This window comes from Shewanella frigidimarina NCIMB 400 (genome assembly GCF_000014705.1).
GTDB classification, from domain to species: Bacteria; Pseudomonadota; Gammaproteobacteria; order Enterobacterales; family Shewanellaceae; genus Shewanella; species Shewanella frigidimarina.
Genome location: NC_008345.1, coordinates 4500551 through 4523564, shown reverse-complemented (window position 1 = coordinate 4523564; position 23014 = coordinate 4500551). Strand labels below are relative to the sequence as shown.

The window sequence follows — 23014 nt, the reverse complement described above, 5'->3', positions numbered from 1 at the left end:
GTGCGAAAAACGTTAATGCGAAAGCATTAACACTTGAGTTCTCAAAACACTGTTTAAGTGTCTTGAATATTCTAAAAAACTAAGGCGAGTCCACTTCCTACCCGGAGGTGAGACAAGTAAAAACCAGCTGGTCATGATATGACCCAGAGCTCTTCTCTTGTTAATTCAAGGGTGTGAAACTCATTTGGGTTGTATGGTTAAGTGACCAAGCGTATACGGTGGATGCCTTGGCAGTCAGAGGCGATGAAGGACGTAATAACTTGCGAAAAGCGTTGGCGAGCTAGTAATAAGCATTTGAGCTAACGATATCCGAATGGGGAAACCCACATGCATAAGCATGTATCACAACATGAATACATAGTGTTGTGAGGCAAACCCGGGGAACTGAAACATCTAAGTACCCGGAGGAAAAGAAATCAACCGAGATTCCCCTAGTAGCGGCGAGCGAACGGGGATTAGCCCTTAAGTCTATGGGGTGTTAGTGGAATGTGTTGGAAAGCACAGCGGCACAGGGTGATAGCCCCGTACATGAAAACTAACCATAGATGAAAACGAGTAAGGCGGGACACGTGACATCCTGTTTGAATATGGGGGGACCATCCTCCAAGGCTAAATACTCCTGACTGACCGATAGTGAACCAGTACCGTGAGGGAAAGGCGAAAAGAACCCCTGTGAGGGGAGTGAAATAGAACCTGAAACCGTATACGTACAAGCAGTGGGAGCGGTTCTTGAGACCGTGACTGCGTACCTTTTGTATAATGGGTCAGCGACTTACATTTTGTAGCGAGGTTAAGCGAATAGCGGAGCCGTAGGGAAACCGAGTGTTAACTGCGCGTTTAGTTGCAAGGTGTAGACCCGAAACCGAGTGATCTAGCCATGGGCAGGTTGAAGGTTGAGTAACATCAACTGGAGGACCGAACCGACTTATGTTGAAAAATGAGCGGATGACTTGTGGCTGGGGGTGAAAGGCCAATCAAACTCGGAGATATCTGGTTCTCCTCGAAAGCTATTTAGGTAGCGCCTCGAGCGAATACCATTGGGGGTAGAGCACTGTTAAGGCTAGGGGGTCATCCCGACTTACCAACCCTTTGCAAACTCCGAATACCAATGAGTACTACTCGGGAGACAGACAGCGGGTGCTAACGTCCGTTGTCAAAAGGGAAACAACCCAGACCGTCAGCTAAGGTCCCAAAGTGTATGTTAAGTGGGAAACGATGTGGGAAGGCTTAGACAGCTAGGATGTTGGCTTAGAAGCAGCCATCATTTAAAGAAAGCGTAATAGCTCACTAGTCGAGTCGGCCTGCGCGGAAGATTTAACGGGGCTAAACATACCACCGAAGCTACGGGTGCATTTCATTAGAAGTGCGCGGTAGAGGAGCGTTCTGTAAGCGGTTGAAGGTGAAGGGGTAACCCACACTGGACGTATCAGAAGTGCGAATGCTGACATGAGTAACGATAAAGGGAGTGAAAAACTCCCTCGCCGGAAGACCAAGGGTTCCTGTCCAACGTTAATCGGGGCAGGGTGAGTCGACCCCTAAGGTGAGGCCGAAAGGCGTAATCGATGGGAAACAGATTAATATTTCTGTACTTCCGCTAACTGCGATGGAGAGACGGAGAAGGCTAGGCTAGCGCGGCGTTGGTAGTCCGCGTTTAAGGTGGTAGGTTGATTTCTTAGGCAAATCCGGGAAATCGTACTTTAATGTACAGGCTGAGAGCTGATGACGAGTCACTACGGTGATGAAGTAGTTGATGCCATGCTTCCAGGAAAATCTTCTAAGCTTCAGGTTAGTGGGAATCGTACCCCAAACCGACACAGGTGGTCGGGTAGAGAATACCAAGGCGCTTGAGAGAACTCGGCTGAAGGAACTAGGCAAAATGGTACCGTAACTTCGGGAGAAGGTACGCTGCTGTTGGTGATGGGACTTGCTCCCTAAGCTGACGGCAGTCGCAGATACCAGGTGGCTGCAACTGTTTATCAAAAACACAGCACTGTGCAAAATCGCAAGATGACGTATACGGTGTGACGCCTGCCCGGTGCCGGAAGGTTAATTGATTGGGTTATCTTCGGAGAAGCTCATGATCGAAGCCCCGGTAAACGGCGGCCGTAACTATAACGGTCCTAAGGTAGCGAAATTCCTTGTCGGGTAAGTTCCGACCTGCACGAATGGCGTAATGATGGCCACGCTGTCTCCAGCCGAGACTCAGTGAAGTTGAAATTGCGGTGAAGATGCCGTATACCCGCGGCTAGACGGAAAGACCCCGTGAACCTTTACTATAGCTTGGCACTGAACATTGAACCTACATGTGTAGGATAGGTGGGAGACTTTGAAGCTTGGACGCTAGTCTGAGTGGAGTCAATCTTGAAATACCACCCTTGTAGTTTTGATGTTCTAACTCTGGCCCCTTATCGGGGTTGAGGACAGTGCCTGGTGGGTAGTTTGACTGGGGCGGTCTCCTCCCAAAGAGTAACGGAGGAGCACGAAGGTTGGCTAAGTACGGTCGGACATCGTACGGTTAGTGCAATGGCATAAGCCAGCTTAACTGCGAGACATACACGTCGAGCAGGTACGAAAGTAGGTCATAGTGATCCGGTGGTTCTGAATGGAAGGGCCATCGCTCAACGGATAAAAGGTACTCCGGGGATAACAGGCTGATACCGCCCAAGAGTTCATATCGACGGCGGTGTTTGGCACCTCGATGTCGGCTCATCACATCCTGGGGCTGAAGTCGGTCCCAAGGGTATGGCTGTTCGCCATTTAAAGTGGTACGCGAGCTGGGTTCAGAACGTCGTGAGACAGTTCGGTCCCTATCTGCCGTGGGCGTTGGATGATTGAAGGGAGCTGCTCCTAGTACGAGAGGACCGGAGTGGACGAACCGCTGGTGTTCGGGTTGTCATGCCAATGGCATTGCCCGGTAGCTACGTTCGGAATCGATAACCGCTGAAAGCATCTAAGCGGGAAGCGAGCCCTAAGATGAGTCATCCCTAGAGCTTTAAGCTCTCTAAAGGGCCGTAGGAGACTACTACGTTGATAGGCAAGGTGTGTAAGCGTTGTGAGGCGTTGAGCTAACTTGTACTAATGACCCGTGAGGCTTAACCATACAACCCAGATGGGTTTTACTAACCTTAGTGTTAGAATGAGGCGCTTAAACAGTGTGAACTCAAGACTCTTAATAAGAGTAAAAGCAATCAGCTTTCCGAATTATTATTTAATGCCTAATGAAGAATTAGTGCGTTAGATAAACAAATTTGTCTGGAAACCATAGAGCTGTGGCACCACCTGATCCCATTCCGAACTCAGAAGTGAAACACAGTATCGCCGATGGTAGTGTGGGGTCTCCCCATGCGAGAGTAGGTCATTTCCAGGCGCCTATTAAGCTTCAAATAGTAGCTTTTGCTGATATGGCTCAGTTGGTAGAGCGCATCCTTGGTAAGGATGAGGTCCCCAGTTCGATTCTGGGTATCAGCACCAAGAATAATCTAGTGTTACGTCCTAGAGAAGAGTTTGTCTGGAAACCATAGAGCTGTGGCACCACCTGATCCCATTCCGAACTCAGAAGTGAAACACAGTATCGCCGATGGTAGTGTGGGGTTTCCCCATGCGAGAGTAGGTCATTTCCAGGCGCCTAATTGACTTGAAAGAGTCGTGAAACAGCCCGCTATATAATAGCGGGCTTTTTTATGTCCGTAATTTAATGACAATTAGCTTTAATACCATTTACATTAAATATGTGATCTAATTGCTCGTCATTTCCTTACTTCAGTATCGATGAATAATCTCAATCTTGCAGCATTAGTTAAATCTGAGAAACGCGCACGTAAACGTATGCGTTATCTCGCCTTACTTCATTTTACCGAAGGTCATTCTCGTACTGCTATAGCCAACATGCTGAAGGTCAGTAGAACCAGTGTAAATACTTGGGTTACTCATTATTTAACTCATGGCATTAGCGGCCTAGATGATAAACATAATCCAGGTAGACCCGCTCAACTATCGGCGAAACAACTGGTAAATCTGAAAGAATTTGTACAACGTCAAAGCTTGTCTGAGAGTGGCGGAAGATTGATGGCAAGAGATGTCAGTCTTTTTATTCAGTCTGAATTTGGGGTGACCTTTAAACAGGCAAATATCTACAGATTACTGCATCAATTAGGATTGTCATGGATAACGACCCGCTCTCGACACCCAAAACAATCTCAAGATATTCAGGACGCTTTTAAAAAACTTCCAGCTGTCAACGATCCTTAACACCCCTGGTCATGTGGCGTTAGATCGCATTGATGTTTGGTTTCAAGATGAAGCTAGATTTGGTCAGCAAAATACCACGACCCGCATTTGGGCAACGAAAGGAACCCGACCACGAGCGGTAAGGCAACAACAGTTCGAATCAGCATATTTATATGGTGCGGTGTGTCCTGCAACGGGCACGACAGAGGCTATTATTGCCCCGCATGCCAACAGTGAATATATGTGGGAGCATTTAACATTAATTTCAGAGGCTACCGAATCGGGTCGCCATGCTTTGGTCATCATGGATGGTGCAGGTTGGCATCAACAAGATCTGACTGAGGACTTTGATAACCTTAGTATCCTTAAGCTTCCGCCCTATTCGCCAGAACTCAACCCTATAGAACAAGTGTGGCAATGGCTTCGTCAGAATGAACTCGCAAATCGTTGCTTTAGTGGATATGACGATATTGTTGAGCAGTGTTCCATTGCATGGAATCGATTTATTGCAGAGCCGGAAAGGGTGATTCAACTATGTTCTAGACGGTGGACAAAATTGACCATCGCTTAGAACATTGCCCATCGCCTAGAACATAATTAAATCAGTGATGTGACCAACTAAATCTGTACTTAAACGGGGTTGCGTCTCTATGCTGTCATGTCAGTAGTTGTCGGAAGGACATATAGTTGTTATTGCAACAATCACGTCTTGTTGTCCCCTAGTAAGTCATTCAGAGCAGTGAGCTTCATTTCATCAAAATTGCTGTAGCCATACTTTGGCATCCGTTGTGTTTAAAGCTTCGAGAAAAACGTTCCATTACTTCGTTATCTCTGCAATTTCGATTCTGGGGCATTTGATATATCCACAATTTAAAATTACATTTTTAATGTTGCACAAGCCAAATTGGTATTTGTACTTTCAGAGCAAGTTCAACCAACCATGTCCTCGCGTATATCTCCATTACCACGACTAAATAGAGCCATTTTGTTCCTGGCCAAACAAACATCATTAACCTTGTTTATTACACTGAGATTAAACTGCCACTTGAACAAGTGATGCGAAATCGTAGATTCATTATTGGTTATCTTGTAACGATGCTTGTCTCGTTTAATGACAGCTGAGTCGGTAATCCTCCAATAATGATTTAATTCCCTTTCTGAATAACGATAAATGCGAATATTCTCATTCGATAATACTGTCTAACCTTTATCCATCAATATCGGCATATGCGGTAAGGTGTCTCATGCCGATAATTGATGTTATGACGCAACTCTTTAGGTTTCTTTTTTAATTGATTACACAAAAGTGTGTCAGTACGCATTATTTTTACCTTGATTATATTACTGGCTAAACATGATTTATCTAACTTTGGGCAGCATAGTGAACAAATGCAAAGCCCATAATCAAAAGCGTTAATATGCTTGCCTATCTGACCATGGGTAAAATATGAATCTAATGATCCATAATTGTGGGTAAGTCTGTGGGTAAGGTGTGCTTAATGTGGTGTTAAGTTAAGTATAAAAATTAATTGATAAATTAGTTCAAAAAGGCCTTGCGCAAAAACGTGTGGTGCCTATAATGCGCATCCACTGACACGGCAGACAGCGTAAGCGGTTACCGAGTCAGGTTGAATTAAGTGCTTAAAAACACTGAGTTCAAGGCGAAAAGAAAGTTTGAAAAAACACTTGACGCCAACACGGGAAAGCGTAGAATACGCACCCCAAGCCAACGACCTAGCGTCTTATGGTGATGTCTGAAAAATTGATATCAACGTTCTTTAACAATCTAAACAAGAAATCTGTGTGGACATTCACAGGTATTGAGTTATTCGAAATTGTCTTCTGTTCTTCGGAATGTTGGCAATCAAAAAATTTAAACTCAATGCAACGATGAATGTTCATAGTAATATGTACAAAGACTTTGTCAGCTTCGGTTGATAAAGCAATCAGAATTCATTGAGCCGAAACCTTCGGGTTTCAAAAAACTTTAATTGAAGAGTTTGATCATGGCTCAGATTGAACGCTGGCGGCAGGCCTAACACATGCAAGTCGAGCGGTAACACAAGGGAGCTTGCTCCTGAGGTGACGAGCGGCGGACGGGTGAGTAATGCCTAGGGATCTGCCCAGTCGAGGGGGATAACAGTTGGAAACGACTGCTAATACCGCATACGCCCTACGGGGGAAAGGAGGGGACCTTCGGGCCTTCCGCGATTGGATGAACCTAGGTGGGATTAGCTAGTTGGTGAGGTAATGGCTCACCAAGGCGACGATCCCTAGCTGTTCTGAGAGGATGATCAGCCACACTGGGACTGAGACACGGCCCAGACTCCTACGGGAGGCAGCAGTGGGGAATATTGCACAATGGGGGAAACCCTGATGCAGCCATGCCGCGTGTGTGAAGAAGGCCTTCGGGTTGTAAAGCACTTTCAGTAGGGAGGAAAGGTAATAGTTTAATAAACTATTACTGTGACGTTACCTACAGAAGAAGGACCGGCTAACTCCGTGCCAGCAGCCGCGGTAATACGGAGGGTCCGAGCGTTAATCGGAATTACTGGGCGTAAAGCGTGCGCAGGCGGTTTGTTAAGCCAGATGTGAAATCCCCGGGCTCAACCTGGGAATTGCATTTGGAACTGGCGAACTAGAGTCTTGTAGAGGGGGGTAGAATTCCAGGTGTAGCGGTGAAATGCGTAGATATCTGGAGGAATACCGGTGGCGAAGGCGGCCCCCTGGACAAAGACTGACGCTCATGCACGAAAGCGTGGGGAGCAAACAGGATTAGATACCCTGGTAGTCCACGCCGTAAACGATGTCTACTCGGAGTTTGGTGACTTAGTCACTGGGCTCCCAAGCTAACGCATTAAGTAGACCGCCTGGGGAGTACGGCCGCAAGGTTAAAACTCAAATGAATTGACGGGGGCCCGCACAAGCGGTGGAGCATGTGGTTTAATTCGATGCAACGCGAAGAACCTTACCTACTCTTGACATCCACAGAAGAGACCAGAGATGGACTTGTGCCTTCGGGAACTGTGAGACAGGTGCTGCATGGCTGTCGTCAGCTCGTGTTGTGAAATGTTGGGTTAAGTCCCGCAACGAGCGCAACCCCTATCCTTATTTGCCAGCACGTAATGGTGGGAACTCTAGGGAGACTGCCGGTGATAAACCGGAGGAAGGTGGGGACGACGTCAAGTCATCATGGCCCTTACGAGTAGGGCTACACACGTGCTACAATGGCGTATACAGAGGGTTGCAAAGCCGCGAGGTGGAGCTAATCTCACAAAGTACGTCGTAGTCCGGATCGGAGTCTGCAACTCGACTCCGTGAAGTCGGAATCGCTAGTAATCGTGGATCAGAATGCCACGGTGAATACGTTCCCGGGCCTTGTACACACCGCCCGTCACACCATGGGAGTGGGCTGCAAAAGAAGTGGGTAGTTTAACCTTCGGGAGAACGCTCACCACTTTGTGGTTCATGACTGGGGTGAAGTCGTAACAAGGTAGCCCTAGGGGAACCTGGGGCTGGATCACCTCCTTACCTATACGACTAACTCAATACCTAAAGTGCAGAGATGCATGTGAGTGTTCACACAGATTACTTGTTAACTTCTTCGGAAGTAGAGTGAAACACACCGTTTGCCGGTTAAGTGTTGTTCTTTAACAATTTGGAAAGCTGATAGTACTAACTAAAGGCGCATAAATGATGATTCGTTGTCGTTTGTGTGATCACGTTAGTGCGAAAAACGTTAATGCGAAAGCATTAACACTTGAGTTCTCAAAACACTGTTTAAGTGTCTTGAATATTCTAAAAAACTAAGGCGAGTCCACTTCCTACCCTGGAGGTGAGACAAGTAAAAACCAGCTGGTCATGATATGACCCAGAGCTCTTCTCTTGTTAATTCAAGGGTGTGAAACTCATTTGGGTTGTATGGTTAAGTGACCAAGCGTATACGGTGGATGCCTTGGCAGTCAGAGGCGATGAAGGACGTAATAACTTGCGAAAAGCGTTGGCGAGCTAGTAATAAGCATTTGAGCTAACGATATCCGAATGGGGAAACCCACATGCATAAGCATGTATCACAACATGAATACATAGTGTTGTGAGGCAAACCCGGGGAACTGAAACATCTAAGTACCCGGAGGAAAAGAAATCAACCGAGATTCCCCTAGTAGCGGCGAGCGAACGGGGATTAGCCCTTAAGTCTATGGGGTGTTAGTGGAATGTGTTGGAAAGCACAGCGGCACAGGGTGATAGCCCCGTACATGAAAACTAACCATAGATGAAAACGAGTAAGGCGGGACACGTGACATCCTGTTTGAATATGGGGGGACCATCCTCCAAGGCTAAATACTCCTGACTGACCGATAGTGAACCAGTACCGTGAGGGAAAGGCGAAAAGAACCCCTGTGAGGGGAGTGAAATAGAACCTGAAACCGTATACGTACAAGCAGTGGGAGCGGTTCTTGAGACCGTGACTGCGTACCTTTTGTATAATGGGTCAGCGACTTACATTTTGTAGCGAGGTTAAGCGAATAGCGGAGCCGTAGGGAAACCGAGTGTTAACTGCGCGTTTAGTTGCAAGGTGTAGACCCGAAACCGAGTGATCTAGCCATGGGCAGGTTGAAGGTTGAGTAACATCAACTGGAGGACCGAACCGACTTATGTTGAAAAATGAGCGGATGACTTGTGGCTGGGGGTGAAAGGCCAATCAAACTCGGAGATATCTGGTTCTCCTCGAAAGCTATTTAGGTAGCGCCTCGAGCGAATACCATTGGGGGTAGAGCACTGTTAAGGCTAGGGGGTCATCCCGACTTACCAACCCTTTGCAAACTCCGAATACCAATGAGTACTACTCGGGAGACAGACAGCGGGTGCTAACGTCCGTTGTCAAAAGGGAAACAACCCAGACCGTCAGCTAAGGTCCCAAAGTGTATGTTAAGTGGGAAACGATGTGGGAAGGCTTAGACAGCTAGGATGTTGGCTTAGAAGCAGCCATCATTTAAAGAAAGCGTAATAGCTCACTAGTCGAGTCGGCCTGCGCGGAAGATTTAACGGGGCTAAACATACCACCGAAGCTACGGGTGCATTTCATTAGAAGTGCGCGGTAGAGGAGCGTTCTGTAAGCGGTTGAAGGTGAAGGGGTAACCCACACTGGACGTATCAGAAGTGCGAATGCTGACATGAGTAACGATAAAGGGAGTGAAAAACTCCCTCGCCGGAAGACCAAGGGTTCCTGTCCAACGTTAATCGGGGCAGGGTGAGTCGACCCCTAAGGTGAGGCCGAAAGGCGTAATCGATGGGAAACAGATTAATATTTCTGTACTTCCGCTAACTGCGATGGAGAGACGGAGAAGGCTAGGCTAGCGCGGCGTTGGTAGTCCGCGTTTAAGGTGGTAGGTTGATTTCTTAGGCAAATCCGGGAAATCGTACTTTAATGTACAGGCTGAGAGCTGATGACGAGTCACTACGGTGATGAAGTAGTTGATGCCATGCTTCCAGGAAAATCTTCTAAGCTTCAGGTTAGTGGGAATCGTACCCCAAACCGACACAGGTGGTCGGGTAGAGAATACCAAGGCGCTTGAGAGAACTCGGCTGAAGGAACTAGGCAAAATGGTACCGTAACTTCGGGAGAAGGTACGCTGCTGTTGGTGATGGGACTTGCTCCCTAAGCTGACGGCAGTCGCAGATACCAGGTGGCTGCAACTGTTTATCAAAAACACAGCACTGTGCAAAATCGCAAGATGACGTATACGGTGTGACGCCTGCCCGGTGCCGGAAGGTTAATTGATTGGGTTATCTTCGGAGAAGCTCATGATCGAAGCCCCGGTAAACGGCGGCCGTAACTATAACGGTCCTAAGGTAGCGAAATTCCTTGTCGGGTAAGTTCCGACCTGCACGAATGGCGTAATGATGGCCACGCTGTCTCCAGCCGAGACTCAGTGAAGTTGAAATTGCGGTGAAGATGCCGTATACCCGCGGCTAGACGGAAAGACCCCGTGAACCTTTACTATAGCTTGGCACTGAACATTGAACCTACATGTGTAGGATAGGTGGGAGACTTTGAAGCTTGGACGCTAGTCTGAGTGGAGTCAATCTTGAAATACCACCCTTGTAGTTTTGATGTTCTAACTCTGGCCCCTTATCGGGGTTGAGGACAGTGCCTGGTGGGTAGTTTGACTGGGGCGGTCTCCTCCCAAAGAGTAACGGAGGAGCACGAAGGTTGGCTAAGTACGGTCGGACATCGTACGGTTAGTGCAATGGCATAAGCCAGCTTAACTGCGAGACATACACGTCGAGCAGGTACGAAAGTAGGTCATAGTGATCCGGTGGTTCTGAATGGAAGGGCCATCGCTCAACGGATAAAAGGTACTCCGGGGATAACAGGCTGATACCGCCCAAGAGTTCATATCGACGGCGGTGTTTGGCACCTCGATGTCGGCTCATCACATCCTGGGGCTGAAGTCGGTCCCAAGGGTATGGCTGTTCGCCATTTAAAGTGGTACGCGAGCTGGGTTCAGAACGTCGTGAGACAGTTCGGTCCCTATCTGCCGTGGGCGTTGGATGATTGAAGGGAGCTGCTCCTAGTACGAGAGGACCGGAGTGGACGAACCGCTGGTGTTCGGGTTGTCATGCCAATGGCATTGCCCGGTAGCTACGTTCGGAATCGATAACCGCTGAAAGCATCTAAGCGGGAAGCGAGCCCTAAGATGAGTCATCCCTAGAGCTTTAAGCTCTCTAAAGGGCCGTAGGAGACTACTACGTTGATAGGCAAGGTGTGTAAGCGTTGTGAGGCGTTGAGCTAACTTGTACTAATGACCCGTGAGGCTTAACCATACAACCCAGATGGGTTTTACTAACCTTAGTGTTAGAATGAGGCGCTTAAACAGTGTGAACTCAAGACTCTTAATAAGAGTAAAAGCAATCAGCTTTCCGAATTATTATTTAATGCCTAATGAAGAATTAGTGCGTTAGATAAACAAATTTGTCTGGAAACCATAGAGCTGTGGCACCACCTGATCCCATTCCGAACTCAGAAGTGAAACACAGTATCGCCGATGGTAGTGTGGGGTCTCCCCATGCGAGAGTAGGTCATTTCCAGGCGCCTAATTGACTTGAAAGAGTCGTGAAACAGCCCGCTATTATGTAGCGGGCTTTTTTACGTCTGTCATTTGTTGAAATTACGGTTTGGTTAATATGAGCATAATGCTTGTGTGGACGATATGCCCATGCGAAGTAGGTCATTTTCAGGCGCCTAATTGACTTGAAAAGAGTCGTGAAACCATTTACATTAAATATGTGATCTAATTGCTCGTCATTTCCTTACTTCAGTATCGATGAATAATCTCAATCTTGCAGCATTAGTTAAATCTGAGAAACGCGCACGTAAACGTATGCGTTATCTCGCCTTACTTCATTTTACCGAAGGTCATTCTCGTACTGCTATAGCCAACATGCTGAAGGTCAGTAGAACCAGTGTAAATACTTGGGTTACTCATTATTTAACTCATGGCATTAGCGGCCTAGATGATAAACATAATCCAGGTAGACCCGCTCAACTATCGGCGAAACAACTGATAAATCTGAAAGAATTTGTACAACGTCAAAGCTTGCCTGAGAGTGGCGGAAGATTGATGGCAAGAGATGTCAGTCTTTTTATTCAGTCTGAATTTGGGGTGACCTTTAAACAGGCAAATATCTACAGATTACTGCATCAATTAGGATTGTCATGGATAACGACCCGTTCTCGTCACCCAAAACAATCTCAAGATATTCAGGACGCTTTTAAAAAATTTCCAGCTGTCAACGATCCTTAACACCCCTGGTCATGTGGCGTTAGATCGCATTGATGTTTGGTTTCAAGATGAAGCTAGATTTGGTCAGCAAAATACCACGACCCGCATTTGGGCAACGAAAGGAACCCGACCACGAGCGGTAAGGCAACAACAGTTCGAATCAGCATATTTATATGGTGCGGTGTGTCCTGCAACGGGCACGACAGAGGCTATGATTGCCCCGCATGCCAACAGTGAATATATGTGGGAGCATTTAACATTAATTTCAGAGGCAACCGAATCGGGTCGCCATGCTTTGGTCATCATGGATGGTGCAGGTTGGCATCAACAAGATCTGACTGAGGACTTTGATAACCTTAGTATCCTTAAGCTTCCGCCCTATTCGCCAGAACTCAACCCTATAGAACAAGTGTGGCAATGGCTTCGTCAGAATGAACTCGCAAATCGTTGCTTTAGTGGATATGACGATATTGTTGAGCAGTGTTCCATTGCATGGAATCGATTTATTGCAGAGCCAGAAAGGGTGATTCAACTATGTTCTAGACGGTGGACAAAATTGACCAATTAATTAATGTAAATGGTATTACTTCATTTTACCGAAGGTCATTCTCGTACTGCTATTGCCAACATGTTGAAGGTCAGTAGAACCATTGTAAATACTTGGGTTACTAACTATTTAACTCATGGCATAGTGGCCTAGATGATAAACATAATCCAGGTAGACCCGCTCAATTATCAGCGAAACAACAGGTAAGTCTGAAAGAGTGTGTACAACGTCAAAGCTTGTCTGAGAGTGGGCGCGGTTGGCGTGATAGAGGCCATTATTACCCCGCATGCCAACAGTGAGTTTATGTCAGCGCATTTAACATTAATTTCAGAGGCTACCGAATTTGGACGCTATGCTCTGGTCATCATGGACGGCGCAGGTTGGCATCAACAAGAACTGACTGAAGACTCTGATAACCTTAGTATCCTTAAGCTTCCCCCCTAACTCTCCAGAACTCAACCCCATAGAACAAGTGTGGCAATGTCTTCGTCAGAATGAACTCGTCAATCGTTGTTCTAGTTGATATGACGATATTGTTGAGCTGTGCTCCATTGCATGGAATCGCTTTATTGCAAATCTGAAAGGGTGATTCAATTATGTTCTAGGCGGTGGGCAATACTGATCAATTAATGTAAATGGTATTATTTCTCATTTGAAGTGGTCTACAAAAAGAAGATCATTTTTATACTGCTATTTTAGCCGCTGTTGGACCTATGTCATTGCTATGATCTATTACTATTTATCTCGATTCAGTTTTTAAGTGATTATATAATATGGTATTCGTGGCAATGAATTATGGCTAAATGAATATACATACTAATATGCAATGAGTATTCAAAGAGAAGGAGTATTTGTGGTTGTGAATAAAAAACAGGTTTAAGTCCATTACCTTATTAGCAATGGACTTATTGTTTCAAATCGTTTTTAGATAGACAGGAGCAATATCAGAGTTCAGCTAATATCTTTTCTACTATAGGTTTATTAGCTTCAGGGAAATCATATTCCGCAATTCTATCGATCGGTACCCATTCAATTTGTTGCTGCTCCATACCTTTCGCTTGGTTTGAAAATTCAGTAATTAAATGAATGTCGAGCCTGACATGTTTATCTGGATAATCATGACTGATGTCCATGAAGGGAGTTGAATTAGATACATCAAGATTGACTTCCTCTTTGAGCTCTCTGATTAACGCTTCAGTAACCGTTTCATTTGTTTCTACCTTACCGCCTGGGAATTCCCACTTTCCTCCTTGATGAAGGTGTCCGAGCCTTTTAGCCAGTAAAATGTGCTTATCTTGATTAATGATGACACCGACAGCGACATGGATTCTTTTTTGCAAGTTTTGCCCCTTATAATTTGAACTTATTGTTTGAAGAAGTCACCTTCATCAAAACCAGAATCATCCAACAGATCTAGGTCTATATCGTGCTTAACCGGAATAGCATGTTTCTCGCTGGCCCAGTCGCCAAGATCGATCAGTTTACAGCGCTCACTGCAAAAAGGTTTAAATAGGGATTCGTCTTTCCATTCAACTTTGGTACTGCAAATTGGGCAGTTTACAATTGTTAAAGGCATAATCATTCTTGGTTATTAATATTATTAGTGATGTTAAAGTGTTTATGTGCAGGTTGCTAGTGAGAACTGAACAGTTTCACTGGTATGACGGTGTAAATCGAAATCTACAAAATGAATTGCATAACGATTTCGATTTCCGCTGACGGTAGGGTAGCAGTTTTGATTGGAATTTATTTGCACTCGAATTAATGACAACGGTTGTACAGAGTTGCCTTGATAGAAACCCACTGGAGCTTGGTATAAACCAAAATCTGCTGTCGTTCGAATGAGTTCCAGAAGTAATGCTATTGGGGCTAGTAGAGGCTGGTATTGAATAAGCCAACTTTTAATATCTTGCTGTCGATGTTGCCAGTCTTTGCCAAGCCAAAAGTGCAGTTGAGGAAAGTCAAAATTACAGTATGCTCCAGTCATATTGAAACGCTGTCGTAAGGCTGAGATAAATTTGTCTTGTTTAAGGCTGCAGCCAATTCTTTCTTGTGCTTGCAGTGGCGATTTTAATGCGATTAGCTTTTGGGTGAGTTGATCCACTTGAGCGTTATCTACATTTGAGTGAGTACGCCAATGAGAAATTATCTGAATCTGTTTTTCAATATCTTTTAAAATGTCGGTGCGATAATCACAACGTTCAGTTAGTTCGGCAAGAGCAAATAAGGGACTAAAACATTGATGTTGATTATCTTGTTCGGCATGCTGTTGCAACTGTAGGGCAAGGTTTTCTATACGTAAATAACTGCGTATTTTTTCATTTAATGGTTGTTCATAAATTAAATCAGTCATTGACGTTAGTTTCTAAATCGGCAGCATGTTGTAAGTATTGTTGGTGCAGACGAAGTACTTGACTGCGCAACAGCTCATATTCTCCTTGATTATCAATAATGTTATCAGCTTTAGCGAGTCGTTGTTCTCGAGTCATTTGACTCGCCAGAATATGCTCTACTTGTTGTTTACTGACACCATCACGTTGCATCGTCCTTGAAATCTGTAACTCTGGTGCTATATCTACAACCAAAGTAGTATCAACTAAACTATCTAAATGATTCTCAAATAGCAAGGGCACTACCATTATTACATATGAAGAAGTTGATGCTTGCACTTGGTCGAGCATCTTTTGGCGGATCATTGGATGGAGCAAATTATTAAGCCATAGACGTTGTTGCGGATTATCGAATACTTGTGCTCGCAGAGCTGATCTATCGAGGCTACCATCGGTTAATAGCAGTGACTGACCAAAGTGTTGCTCTATCGCTTTTAGCCCATCAGAGCCGATTGAGACCACTTCTCGGGCAATAATATCGGCATCCACTAAGTCTATGCCATATTCTGCAAATAAGTTAGCCACGGTGGTTTTGCCACTGGCAATGCCGCCAGTTAAACCCACAACATACTTGTTTAAGCTCATAACGTACTAAGATACCAATTGAGAATGTCATGTCCCCATACTAACGCTATCCAGCCTGCTGCAGCAATATAAGGACCAAAGGGGATAGGGTTACCTTTGTTGAGCTGTTTAGCCATAATCATGGTAATGCCCACTACCGCGCCTACCAGTGAAGATAATAGAATAATTAGTGGTAACATTTGCCAGCCTAACCAGGCACCAAAAACGGCTAATAGTTTAAAGTCACCGTAGCCCATGCCTTCTTTGCCAGTGACTAATTTAAATAACCAGAATACCGACCACAAACTTAAATACCCTGCAGCTGCGCCGATAATCGCGTCTTCAGGGCTGGTATAAATACCTTTAAGGTTAATGATTAATCCTAACCAAAGAATTGGTAACGTGAGTTGGTCCGGTAATAGCATTTCATCTAAATCGATGCCAGTTAACGCCACTAACACAAACGTTAGAATGCTGGCATAAACAAATTGCCATGTTGGGCCAAAATGCCATGCTAATGCGGCAATTAATACGCCGGTTAAGAGTTCAATAATGGGATAGCGGCTTGAAATACCGGTTTTGCAATCGGCACATTTACCCTTAAGCATCAGCCAACCTAATATTGGCAGATTATGCCAAGGCTTTATATTGGCCTTGCATTTAGGGCAGGCGGAACCTGGTACTACTAGATTGTATTTTTCAGGAAAGGGATCGATGGCTTTCTGTAAACGCTCAGTGCCTACTTGTTTTACAATGTCAGGATGATATTCATTGAGATAAAAGTTACATTCGCTTTGCCATTCACGTTTCATCATCACCGGTAAACGGTGGATCACGACGTTGAGAAAGCTGCCAATGGTGGCCGCAAAAATAAAGCTAATCGCAACAAAGACCCAAGGGTATTGAGTCATTGTTGTAATAAAGTTTGAGATAGATTCAGTCATTTTTTATAATTAATCTTATTCGTTATTAACTAAACAACGTTACCCATTTCGAAAATAGGCAAATACATACCAACAATAAGGCCTCCAACCAGAGTACCAATGACTACCATCATGATGGGTTCTATTAAACTGGATAAACCATCAACCGCATCATCAACTTGCATTTCGTATATGTTAGCCACTTTATTAAGCATTTCATCCAAACCACCCGATTCTTCACCAATCATCACCATTTGAATCAGCATGTCTGGAAATAAGCCAGTGGTGCGCATGGCAACATTCATCTGCATACCCGACATCACTTCTTGGCGAACCTTTAATAGTGCTTTACGGTACACATAGTTACCAGAAGCACCCGCGGCAGACTCTAAACCATCAATTAATGGTACGCCTGCAGCAAAGGTTGTTGATAAGGTTCGAGCAAAACGCGACATAGACGCTTTGTGAAGAATGTCACCAATCACGGGTATCTTCAGTACCATTTGGTCAATTCGGTCGCGAAAACTTTGAGAATTACGATGAGTTCGTCTAAAAAGCCAGATCCCGATAACAATAGCTATTACAAAGAAGTACCATGAGCTTTGTAACCAGCGCGAGATACCAATAATCATTTGAGTAAATGCCGGTAATTCTGCACCGAAGCCATTAAATATATCTTCAAATTGGGGCACAACAAAAAGCAACAATAACGACGTAACAGCAATTGCTACAACTACGACAGCAGCAGGATAGAACATCGCTTTTTTAATTTTAGATTTTAATTGTTCAGCTTTTTCACGATAAGTTGCGATACGATCAAACACGGCATCGAGTGAGCCAGAATGTTCGCCAGCAGCGACTAAATCGACATATAAATCATCAAAATATCGTCGGTGAGGTCTTAGTGCATCTGAAAGTGGAATACCTGATTGGACATCGGATAAAATAGTACCCAGTAATTCTCGGACTTTAGCTTTTTCATGGCCACGGCCAAGAAGTTCAATAGTTGTGACTAATGGGACACCAGCAGCAAGCATGGTAGCTATTTGGCGGGTAATCATCGCAATATCCATTGCGGTAATACTTTTTTCTGTTTTCCATAAAGGCGCCGACTTTTTACGCACCCCTTTAGGGGTGACACCTTGTGCTTTTAACACACTACGGATTTCAGCAATCGTGGATCCTTTCAACTCACCAGAAGTACGTTGACCATCACGATTAACACCCTTCCATTGGTAAGTAAAAACCTTAGGTTGGTGTTTGGTTTTTTTTTTCGCCTTTGGCTTTTTCTTTGCTGTTATTGTGGCCATTTAGCCAATCCTTTTGTTTTTCGCTGCACCACGTTAACCCATTATTGTTAATAGAGAATAATCAATTAAATAGTAGATTTACTATAATTGATTTGACTATAGCTGAATTAAAAGCTGGTTACACGGTTAATTTCCGCGATGCTAGTCACGCCGTGAATGACTTTGAGCAATCCTGATTGACGTAAATCGCGCATACCTTGCTGCTTGGCAAGGGTGGCAATTTGGAGTGAGTTACCGCCTTCCATAATTGTACGCGCTATTTCATCGCTCATTTTCATCACTTCGTATATACCCACTCGGCCTTTATAACCACCTGAGCATAGCTCACAACCAATTGGTTTGAATACGGTAAAACCTTTGGCGATATTAGCTTCACTGAAGCCTAAGCGCTGCATCTCAGCAACAGGAATTTCTTCTTCATGTTTACATGCTGGGCATAGGCGCCTGGCAAGTCGTTGGGCTATAATTAAATTGACTGAGCTAGCAATGTTATAACCTGGCACACCCATATTGATTAAACGGGTTAAGGTTTCGGCGGCTGAATTGGTATGTAATGTTGATAACACTAAGTGACCCGTTTGGGCGGCTTTAATGGCGATCTCTGCAGTTTCTAAATCGCGGATTTCACCAACCATCACCACATCAGGATCTTGACGTAAAAATGATCGTAGCGCTGAAGCGAAAGTTAGGCCAGCTTTTAAATTAATGTGTACTTGGTTAACGCCTTCGAGGTTAATTTCGACCGGATCTTCTGCGGTAGATATATTACGCTCTTCGGTATTAAGAATATTGAGGCCAGTATACAAGGAGACTGTTTTACCTGAACCCGTAGGGCCAGTGACTAATATCATCCCTTGAGGTTTAGCGAGCATTTCTTCGTATAATAAGCGTTGATCATCTTCATAACCGAGCTTTTCAATCCCCAACTGAGCGGAAGATGAATCCAAAATACGCATCACGATCTTCTCGCCCCAAATGGTCGGCAAGCTACTGACACGGAAATCGATTGATTTGGTGCGCGACAGCTTCATTTTAATGCGGCCATCTTGCGGAACTCGACGCTCAGCAATATCGAGTTTCGACATCACTTTTAAGCGGGCTGAAATACGGTTGGATAGATTGACTGGTGGTTCAGATACTTCATGCAAGATACCATCAATTCGAAAGCGGATACGATAGCGTTTTTCGTAAGGCTCAAAATGTAAATCAGAGGCGCCTTTACGAATAGCATCGGTGAGAATTTTATTAATATAGATTACAATAGGTGCATCGTCACTGCTATCTCCGCTTGGTTCGTCACGTCTTTCTGTATCAGCCACTTCCATATTGGCTAAGGCTTCTTCATCTGCGCCAGCTAAGTCCAAACCAGAGATATCATCTTCGATGATTTTTTCTAGCGCTTTTAGCAATTTGTCATCTTCAACCAAAATAGCTTCGGCATGGAGACCTAGACTAAATTGAAAATCCTCAAGAGCAGCAATATTGGTTGGATCTGATGTGGCGATGTAAAGACGATTACCACGCTTGAAGAGAGGTAAGCATTTATGTTTCTCTATGAGCTTTTTATTGAGTAGCTCATCTGCGATACCAGTTACATCAAATTCATTTAAATCAAGTAATGGGGTGCCATACTCTTCATAGCACAGTTCAGCTATTTCGCGAGCAGAAAGGAACTTGGAGTTTACTAATGTCGTGACTAAGGATTGTTTGTGCTTTCGAGATTCGGAAATGGAAGTTGATATTTGCTCTTCGTTTAGGAGGCCTTTACGGATAAATAAAGTTGATAGTCCTAAATGAACGGCAGCTGATGACATGTAAATTACCTACTTAAATAAAATAATTCTACATCTCGAATGATGTAAAGTAAAAAGGCAGCTAAATGCTGCCTTTTAAAATAAAAACGATATTAACGGCAGTTTGATGGAATCCAAGCATCTTCCATTGCTGTACCAGCAGCACATGTCCAAGATATACTTCCTGTCGAATTTGCTGCAAGTGATGGAGTTAAAGTTAATGTAGAAGTTGCTAAAACTTTGTCATTAAACAAAACTGTGATTTGTCCAAGAGCTCCAACTGTTACACTGACTACAGCATTACCTTTAATATCCGTAGCAGCAGCAAGCCCTGCAAGTGCGTTGGTTGTAGGAAATGCACCTTGAGTCGCGTAATATTCTGTCACTGAAGCTTTTGCTCCAGCAGCTAAACTTAAACCTTCAGAAACATGACCACGTTTAGTGAAGTCTTGATAAGCAGGCAGTGCGATTGCAGCTAAAATACCGATGATCGCGACTACGATCATTAATTCGATAAGAGTGAAACCCTTAGCGTTTTTGATTTGGTTAATACCTTTCATTTTTCTCTCCGTAAAATAGGCTGTGGCAGTTTCAATCCTAGATATTTTGCACACTTGTTTATAGTTGAGTGTACTAAATGGCAATCCATATGCCTAACGCCTTACAGACACAAATATGTGACATTAATTGTCACGATGTCGTTTATGTCGTCGCTTGTGCATATTACTTTCACCATTGCGTGCAATGATTAAAGTTTTATGTGTCCATGATGACAAGGTTTGTTAATTCTTTCTTTCTAAAATGTGCTTTAGAGGACTAAACCTATGAAACATATTCAGTATCACTCGTTTTATAGTTTAGCCATCGCTATGTTTATTATCCATTTGACTGTGAATTCTGTCATTAATGGATAACAACCAGCTACTTACTTTATTGTGTCAGTATAGCATTTCGGCTGAGCTGCGATACTAGTGTAAAACGCTCGTTTTATTAATTCGTAATATCGATATCAATAAGAAAGCGTTGAATCAATGTTACACAATTGATAAAGCATAGACGTTTTTTACAACTTTATTATTGCAGTACATGGCCGAAAGGCCAACTCGCCTACGCTAAACGTTAGTATAAAAGGCTTAGAAAAGGAATAGTTTTATGATACAAATTAAAAATAAATGTCTAAAAAGGCTCTGTTTTCACATTTTCCGCACATTATACCCTATATGTTTTTTGACGTGTTAGGTGTGTAGATGATTTTATTTGACAATACTGCAACAAACGCCATTTTGCTGGCGCTTTTTTGATGGTCGATGTGGCAGGTTTATACCCAAATTATTTCAACATCTCTGCTTTAGCGTTGTCGCAGGGTAAAAACTAAAAGGCCTAGGTTCTAGAACGCTGCGCTGTTAGATGCTATAAAATATTGGTAGCAAGCGGTGACATACGGTGACGAGAGATAGCAAGCTGTGGCAAGTGATGAGATACGAGCTAAAAGCCTAGGTTCTAGAAGCGCAGCGACCTAGCTGGACGCAGTCCGTTCTAGAACCTAGCAAATAAAAGTATTAAGCCTTTAATCTCAAAGATAAATCTAATGCTTTGACATGCTTCGTCAAGGCACCTACTGAAATATAATCAACTCCAGTTTGTGCAAAGGTGGCTAGGGTGTCTAAAGTGACATTACCTGAAACTTCTAACTTAGCGCCTTTATCTTGATCTTTATAACGATTATTAAGGCTCACTGCATCGACCATCATGGTGACGTCGAAATTGTCGAGCATAATGATATCGGCTCCGCCATCGAGTGCTTGGGTTAGCTCCTCAAGTGACTCTACTTCGACTTCTACCGGCTTGTTACTATCTAAAGCGCGTGCAGCTGTAATGGCTTTTGAAATGCCGCCGCAAGCCATTATGTGGTTTTCTTTGATTAAGAACGCATCGAATAAACCAATGCGATGGTTTTTGCCGCCACCGCAGGTTACTGCATATTTTTGGGCCGTGCGAAGACCTGGAATAGTTTTACGGGTATCGAGCAATTGAGTATGAGTACCTGCAAGTTTATTAACGTACAGTTTGGTTAAGCTGGCTACCCCTGACAAGGTTTGAATGAAGTTCATTGCCGTACGTTCGCCAGTTAAAATCGCGCGTGCTGGGCCAGATAGTTCGCATAACAATTGATTGGCTACAATTAAATCACCGTCATCAACATGCCAATGCAGCACGACTTCACTGCCTAGTTGATTAAATACTTGCTCTGCCCACGCTTTACCGCAAAAAACCCCATCTTCGCGGGTGATTAACGCACCGGAAACGTGTTTGTCTGCTGGGATAAGCTGAGCGGTAATATCAGCATTGAGCATATCGTGAATGGTATTATGGGCTGTGTGACCTAAGTCTTCATCAAGCGCTGTTTGCACTGCATGGCGGATGTCGTTTTCTAACATAAGCAAAGTCCTTGCTAAAGAGTGTGATAAGGCTAAACAGTATCTGCATTCAACGGAGTGTTTGTTACAGAAAGCATTTGTTAAAGATTACCATAACTTGGCTATATACTGACACTATCCAGTCGGCAATTTTCAGCGTTGGTTTTTCTCTTTTATGCTGTTAAATTCAGATTGAGAATGGTTAAAGATGCTTAACTCGGGATAATAGGTGGTGATCAAATAATTCTTTGCTCCGCTAACTGTATTGCATTGACTTACAATAAGCTTAGTACTCACATTACGAGTGATAAGTGGTCGCACCTAGTTAGCAAAGCGAATGACAAGTTTGATATCCAATAGGCCAAACATTCTGATTTTGGCTTACAATCTCATCTCTTCACTCTTGTTGAAGTTATCTAGTTATGTTTAGAAGGATGGATATGCCAAAAGGCTTATTAAAACAAGGCTGGTTAGCCAGCGCTAGAAAGTGTATTTCGCCACATTTTAATTCACGGCCAACAGATGAGGTGAGTTTGTTGGTGATCCACAATATTAGTTTACCGGCGGGTTGTTTTGGCTTACCGCACATTGATGCACTTTTTCAAGGCTGCTTAGATACTGAGGCTGACGACAGTTTTGCTGAGTTGGCAGGCTTGCAAGTCTCGGCGCATTTTTTAATTCGCCGCGATGGTGAAGTCGTGCAGTATGTGAGCTGTGATGATAGAGCATGGCATGCTGGTATCTCTGAATTCAACGGGCGTACGGGCTGTAACGACTTTGCGATTGGTATTGAGCTGGAAGGCACCGATAGTAGTGGTTATACCGATGAGCAATATCATCAATTAATGCTGTTAACATTGGAGTTAATGGCGCAGTATCCTATGATTAACGTAAATAATATTGTCGGCCATTGTGATATTGCACCAGGGCGTAAAACAGACCCAGGTTTTAGTTTTGATTGGTCTCGATATAAGCAAGCCATTGCCGTTGCCTAGGCTAGTCTTATGGACATAGTTGTTGTTGGATTGAATTTGTTGGATAACATTTGTAGCTATC

At 44.1% G+C, this 23014-nt stretch carries 12 protein-coding genes, 1 tRNA gene, 6 rRNA genes and 1 pseudogene; 11 read left to right on the top strand and 9 right to left on the bottom strand.

The features are described from left to right. Positions 1 to 195 precede the first annotated feature (195 nt). From SFRI_RS19515 to SFRI_RS21395, 10 genes and pseudogenes are all read left to right on the top strand, one after another. Positions 196 to 3100, top strand: a 23S ribosomal RNA gene (locus tag SFRI_RS19515). A gap of 151 nt (positions 3101 to 3251) precedes the next feature. Continuing rightward, positions 3252 to 3367: ribosomal RNA gene (gene rrf / locus SFRI_RS19510) — 5S ribosomal RNA — on the top strand. Between the two features lie 28 nt (positions 3368 to 3395). After that, positions 3396 to 3471: transfer RNA gene (locus SFRI_RS19505), tRNA-Thr, on the top strand. A gap of 36 nt (positions 3472 to 3507) precedes the next feature. Next, a 5S ribosomal RNA gene (gene rrf / locus SFRI_RS19500) occupies positions 3508 to 3623 on the top strand. 145 nt (positions 3624 to 3768) lie between these two features. Beyond that, a protein-coding gene (locus SFRI_RS21405) for an IS630-like element ISShfr2 family transposase (protein WP_086019781.1) occupies positions 3769 to 4798 on the top strand; the annotation gives its coding sequence in 2 pieces (ribosomal slippage) (positions 3769 to 4224 and positions 4226 to 4798; 1029 coding nt in all). Positions 4799 to 6215: 1417 nt separating this feature from the next. Beyond that, positions 6216 to 7758 (top strand): 16S ribosomal RNA (locus SFRI_RS19485). 392 nt (positions 7759 to 8150) lie between these two features. After that, positions 8151 to 11055: ribosomal RNA gene (locus SFRI_RS19480) — 23S ribosomal RNA — on the top strand. 151 nt (positions 11056 to 11206) lie between these two features. Beyond that, a 5S ribosomal RNA gene (gene rrf, locus SFRI_RS19475) occupies positions 11207 to 11322 on the top strand. Together the 16S, 23S and 5S rRNA genes form the textbook arrangement of a ribosomal RNA operon. 233 nt (positions 11323 to 11555) lie before the next feature. Beyond that, positions 11556 to 12582 (top strand): IS630-like element ISShfr2 family transposase gene (locus SFRI_RS21400; protein ID WP_086019779.1). Its coding sequence is split into 2 segments (ribosomal slippage): positions 11556 to 12011 and positions 12013 to 12582, totalling 1026 coding nucleotides; the frame shifts between segments, so codons are not numbered across the junction. Between the two features lie 15 nt (positions 12583 to 12597). Beyond that, positions 12598 to 13191 (top strand): annotated as a pseudogene (locus SFRI_RS21395) (transposase); the annotation flags it as partial. A 314-nt stretch (positions 13192 to 13505) separates the two neighbouring features. On the opposite strand, the gene mutT reads toward SFRI_RS21395, so the two are convergent. From mutT to nadC, 9 genes are all read right to left on the bottom strand, one after another. Continuing rightward, entirely contained in the window at positions 13506 to 13901 is a 396-nt protein-coding gene (mutT, locus tag SFRI_RS19455; protein WP_011639203.1) for an 8-oxo-dGTP diphosphatase MutT, read from the bottom strand. Positions 13902 to 13924: 23 nt separating this feature from the next. Next, a complete protein-coding gene (gene yacG / locus SFRI_RS19450; RefSeq protein WP_041413247.1) occupies positions 13925 to 14137 on the bottom strand; it encodes a DNA gyrase inhibitor YacG in 213 nt (70 codons plus the stop codon). A 42-nt stretch (positions 14138 to 14179) separates the two neighbouring features. Continuing rightward, on the bottom strand, positions 14180 to 14914 hold the full coding sequence (gene zapD, locus SFRI_RS19445; RefSeq protein WP_011639201.1) for a cell division protein ZapD: 735 nt from the start codon (positions 14912 to 14914) through the stop codon (positions 14180 to 14182). Then, on the bottom strand, positions 14907 to 15536 hold the full coding sequence (gene coaE / locus SFRI_RS19440; protein ID WP_011639200.1) for a dephospho-CoA kinase: 630 nt from the start codon (positions 15534 to 15536) through the stop codon (positions 14907 to 14909). The genes zapD and coaE overlap by 8 nt, the downstream gene beginning before the upstream one ends. Beyond that, entirely contained in the window at positions 15533 to 16459 is a 927-nt protein-coding gene (locus SFRI_RS19435) for a prepilin peptidase (protein WP_011639199.1), read from the bottom strand. Before SFRI_RS19435 ends, coaE begins: the two co-directional genes overlap by 4 nt. Before the next feature lie 29 nt (positions 16460 to 16488). After that, the gene (locus tag SFRI_RS19430) at positions 16489 to 17748 is read right to left on the bottom strand and encodes a type II secretion system F family protein (protein ID WP_011639198.1); all 1260 of its coding nucleotides are present in this window, start codon (positions 17746 to 17748) and stop codon (positions 16489 to 16491) included. Between the two features lie 107 nt (positions 17749 to 17855). Next, complete coding sequence (gene pilB, locus SFRI_RS19425; RefSeq protein WP_011639197.1) at positions 17856 to 19562, bottom strand: type IV-A pilus assembly ATPase PilB; 1707 nt, start codon at positions 19560 to 19562, stop codon at positions 17856 to 17858. Positions 19563 to 19654: 92 nt separating this feature from the next. Then, entirely contained in the window at positions 19655 to 20101 is a 447-nt protein-coding gene (locus tag SFRI_RS21815) for a pilin (RefSeq protein WP_011639196.1), read from the bottom strand. A 999-nt stretch (positions 20102 to 21100) separates the two neighbouring features. Beyond that, complete coding sequence (gene nadC, locus SFRI_RS19415; protein ID WP_011639195.1) at positions 21101 to 21979, bottom strand: carboxylating nicotinate-nucleotide diphosphorylase; 879 nt, start codon at positions 21977 to 21979, stop codon at positions 21101 to 21103. 419 nt (positions 21980 to 22398) lie between these two features. On the opposite strand from nadC, the gene ampD reads away from it, so the two are divergent. Beyond that, a complete protein-coding gene (gene ampD / locus SFRI_RS19410; protein WP_011639194.1) occupies positions 22399 to 22953 on the top strand; it encodes a 1,6-anhydro-N-acetylmuramyl-L-alanine amidase AmpD in 555 nt (184 codons plus the stop codon). Positions 22954 to 23014: the final 61 nt, after the last annotated feature.

Coding starts and splice junctions, on each gene's coding strand:
- yacG (WP_041413247.1), bottom strand. CDS start 14,137: ATGCCTTTAACAATTGTAAACTGCCCAATTTGCAGTACCAAAGTTGAA.
- pilB (WP_011639197.1), bottom strand. CDS start 19,562: ATGTCATCAGCTGCCGTTCATTTAGGACTATCAACTTTATTTATCCGT.
- SFRI_RS21815 (WP_011639196.1), bottom strand. CDS start 20,101: ATGAAAGGTATTAACCAAATCAAAAACGCTAAGGGTTTCACTCTTATC.
- zapD (WP_011639201.1), bottom strand. CDS start 14,914: ATGACTGATTTAATTTATGAACAACCATTAAATGAAAAAATACGCAGT.
- nadC (WP_011639195.1), bottom strand. CDS start 21,979: ATGTTAGAAAACGACATCCGCCATGCAGTGCAAACAGCGCTTGATGAA.
- coaE (WP_011639200.1), bottom strand. CDS start 15,536: ATGAGCTTAAACAAGTATGTTGTGGGTTTAACTGGCGGCATTGCCAGT.
- ampD (WP_011639194.1), top strand. CDS start 22,399: ATGCCAAAAGGCTTATTAAAACAAGGCTGGTTAGCCAGCGCTAGAAAG.
- SFRI_RS19435 (WP_011639199.1), bottom strand. CDS start 16,459: ATGACTGAATCTATCTCAAACTTTATTACAACAATGACTCAATACCCT.
- SFRI_RS19430 (WP_011639198.1), bottom strand. CDS start 17,748: ATGGCCACAATAACAGCAAAGAAAAAGCCAAAGGCGAAAAAAAAAACC.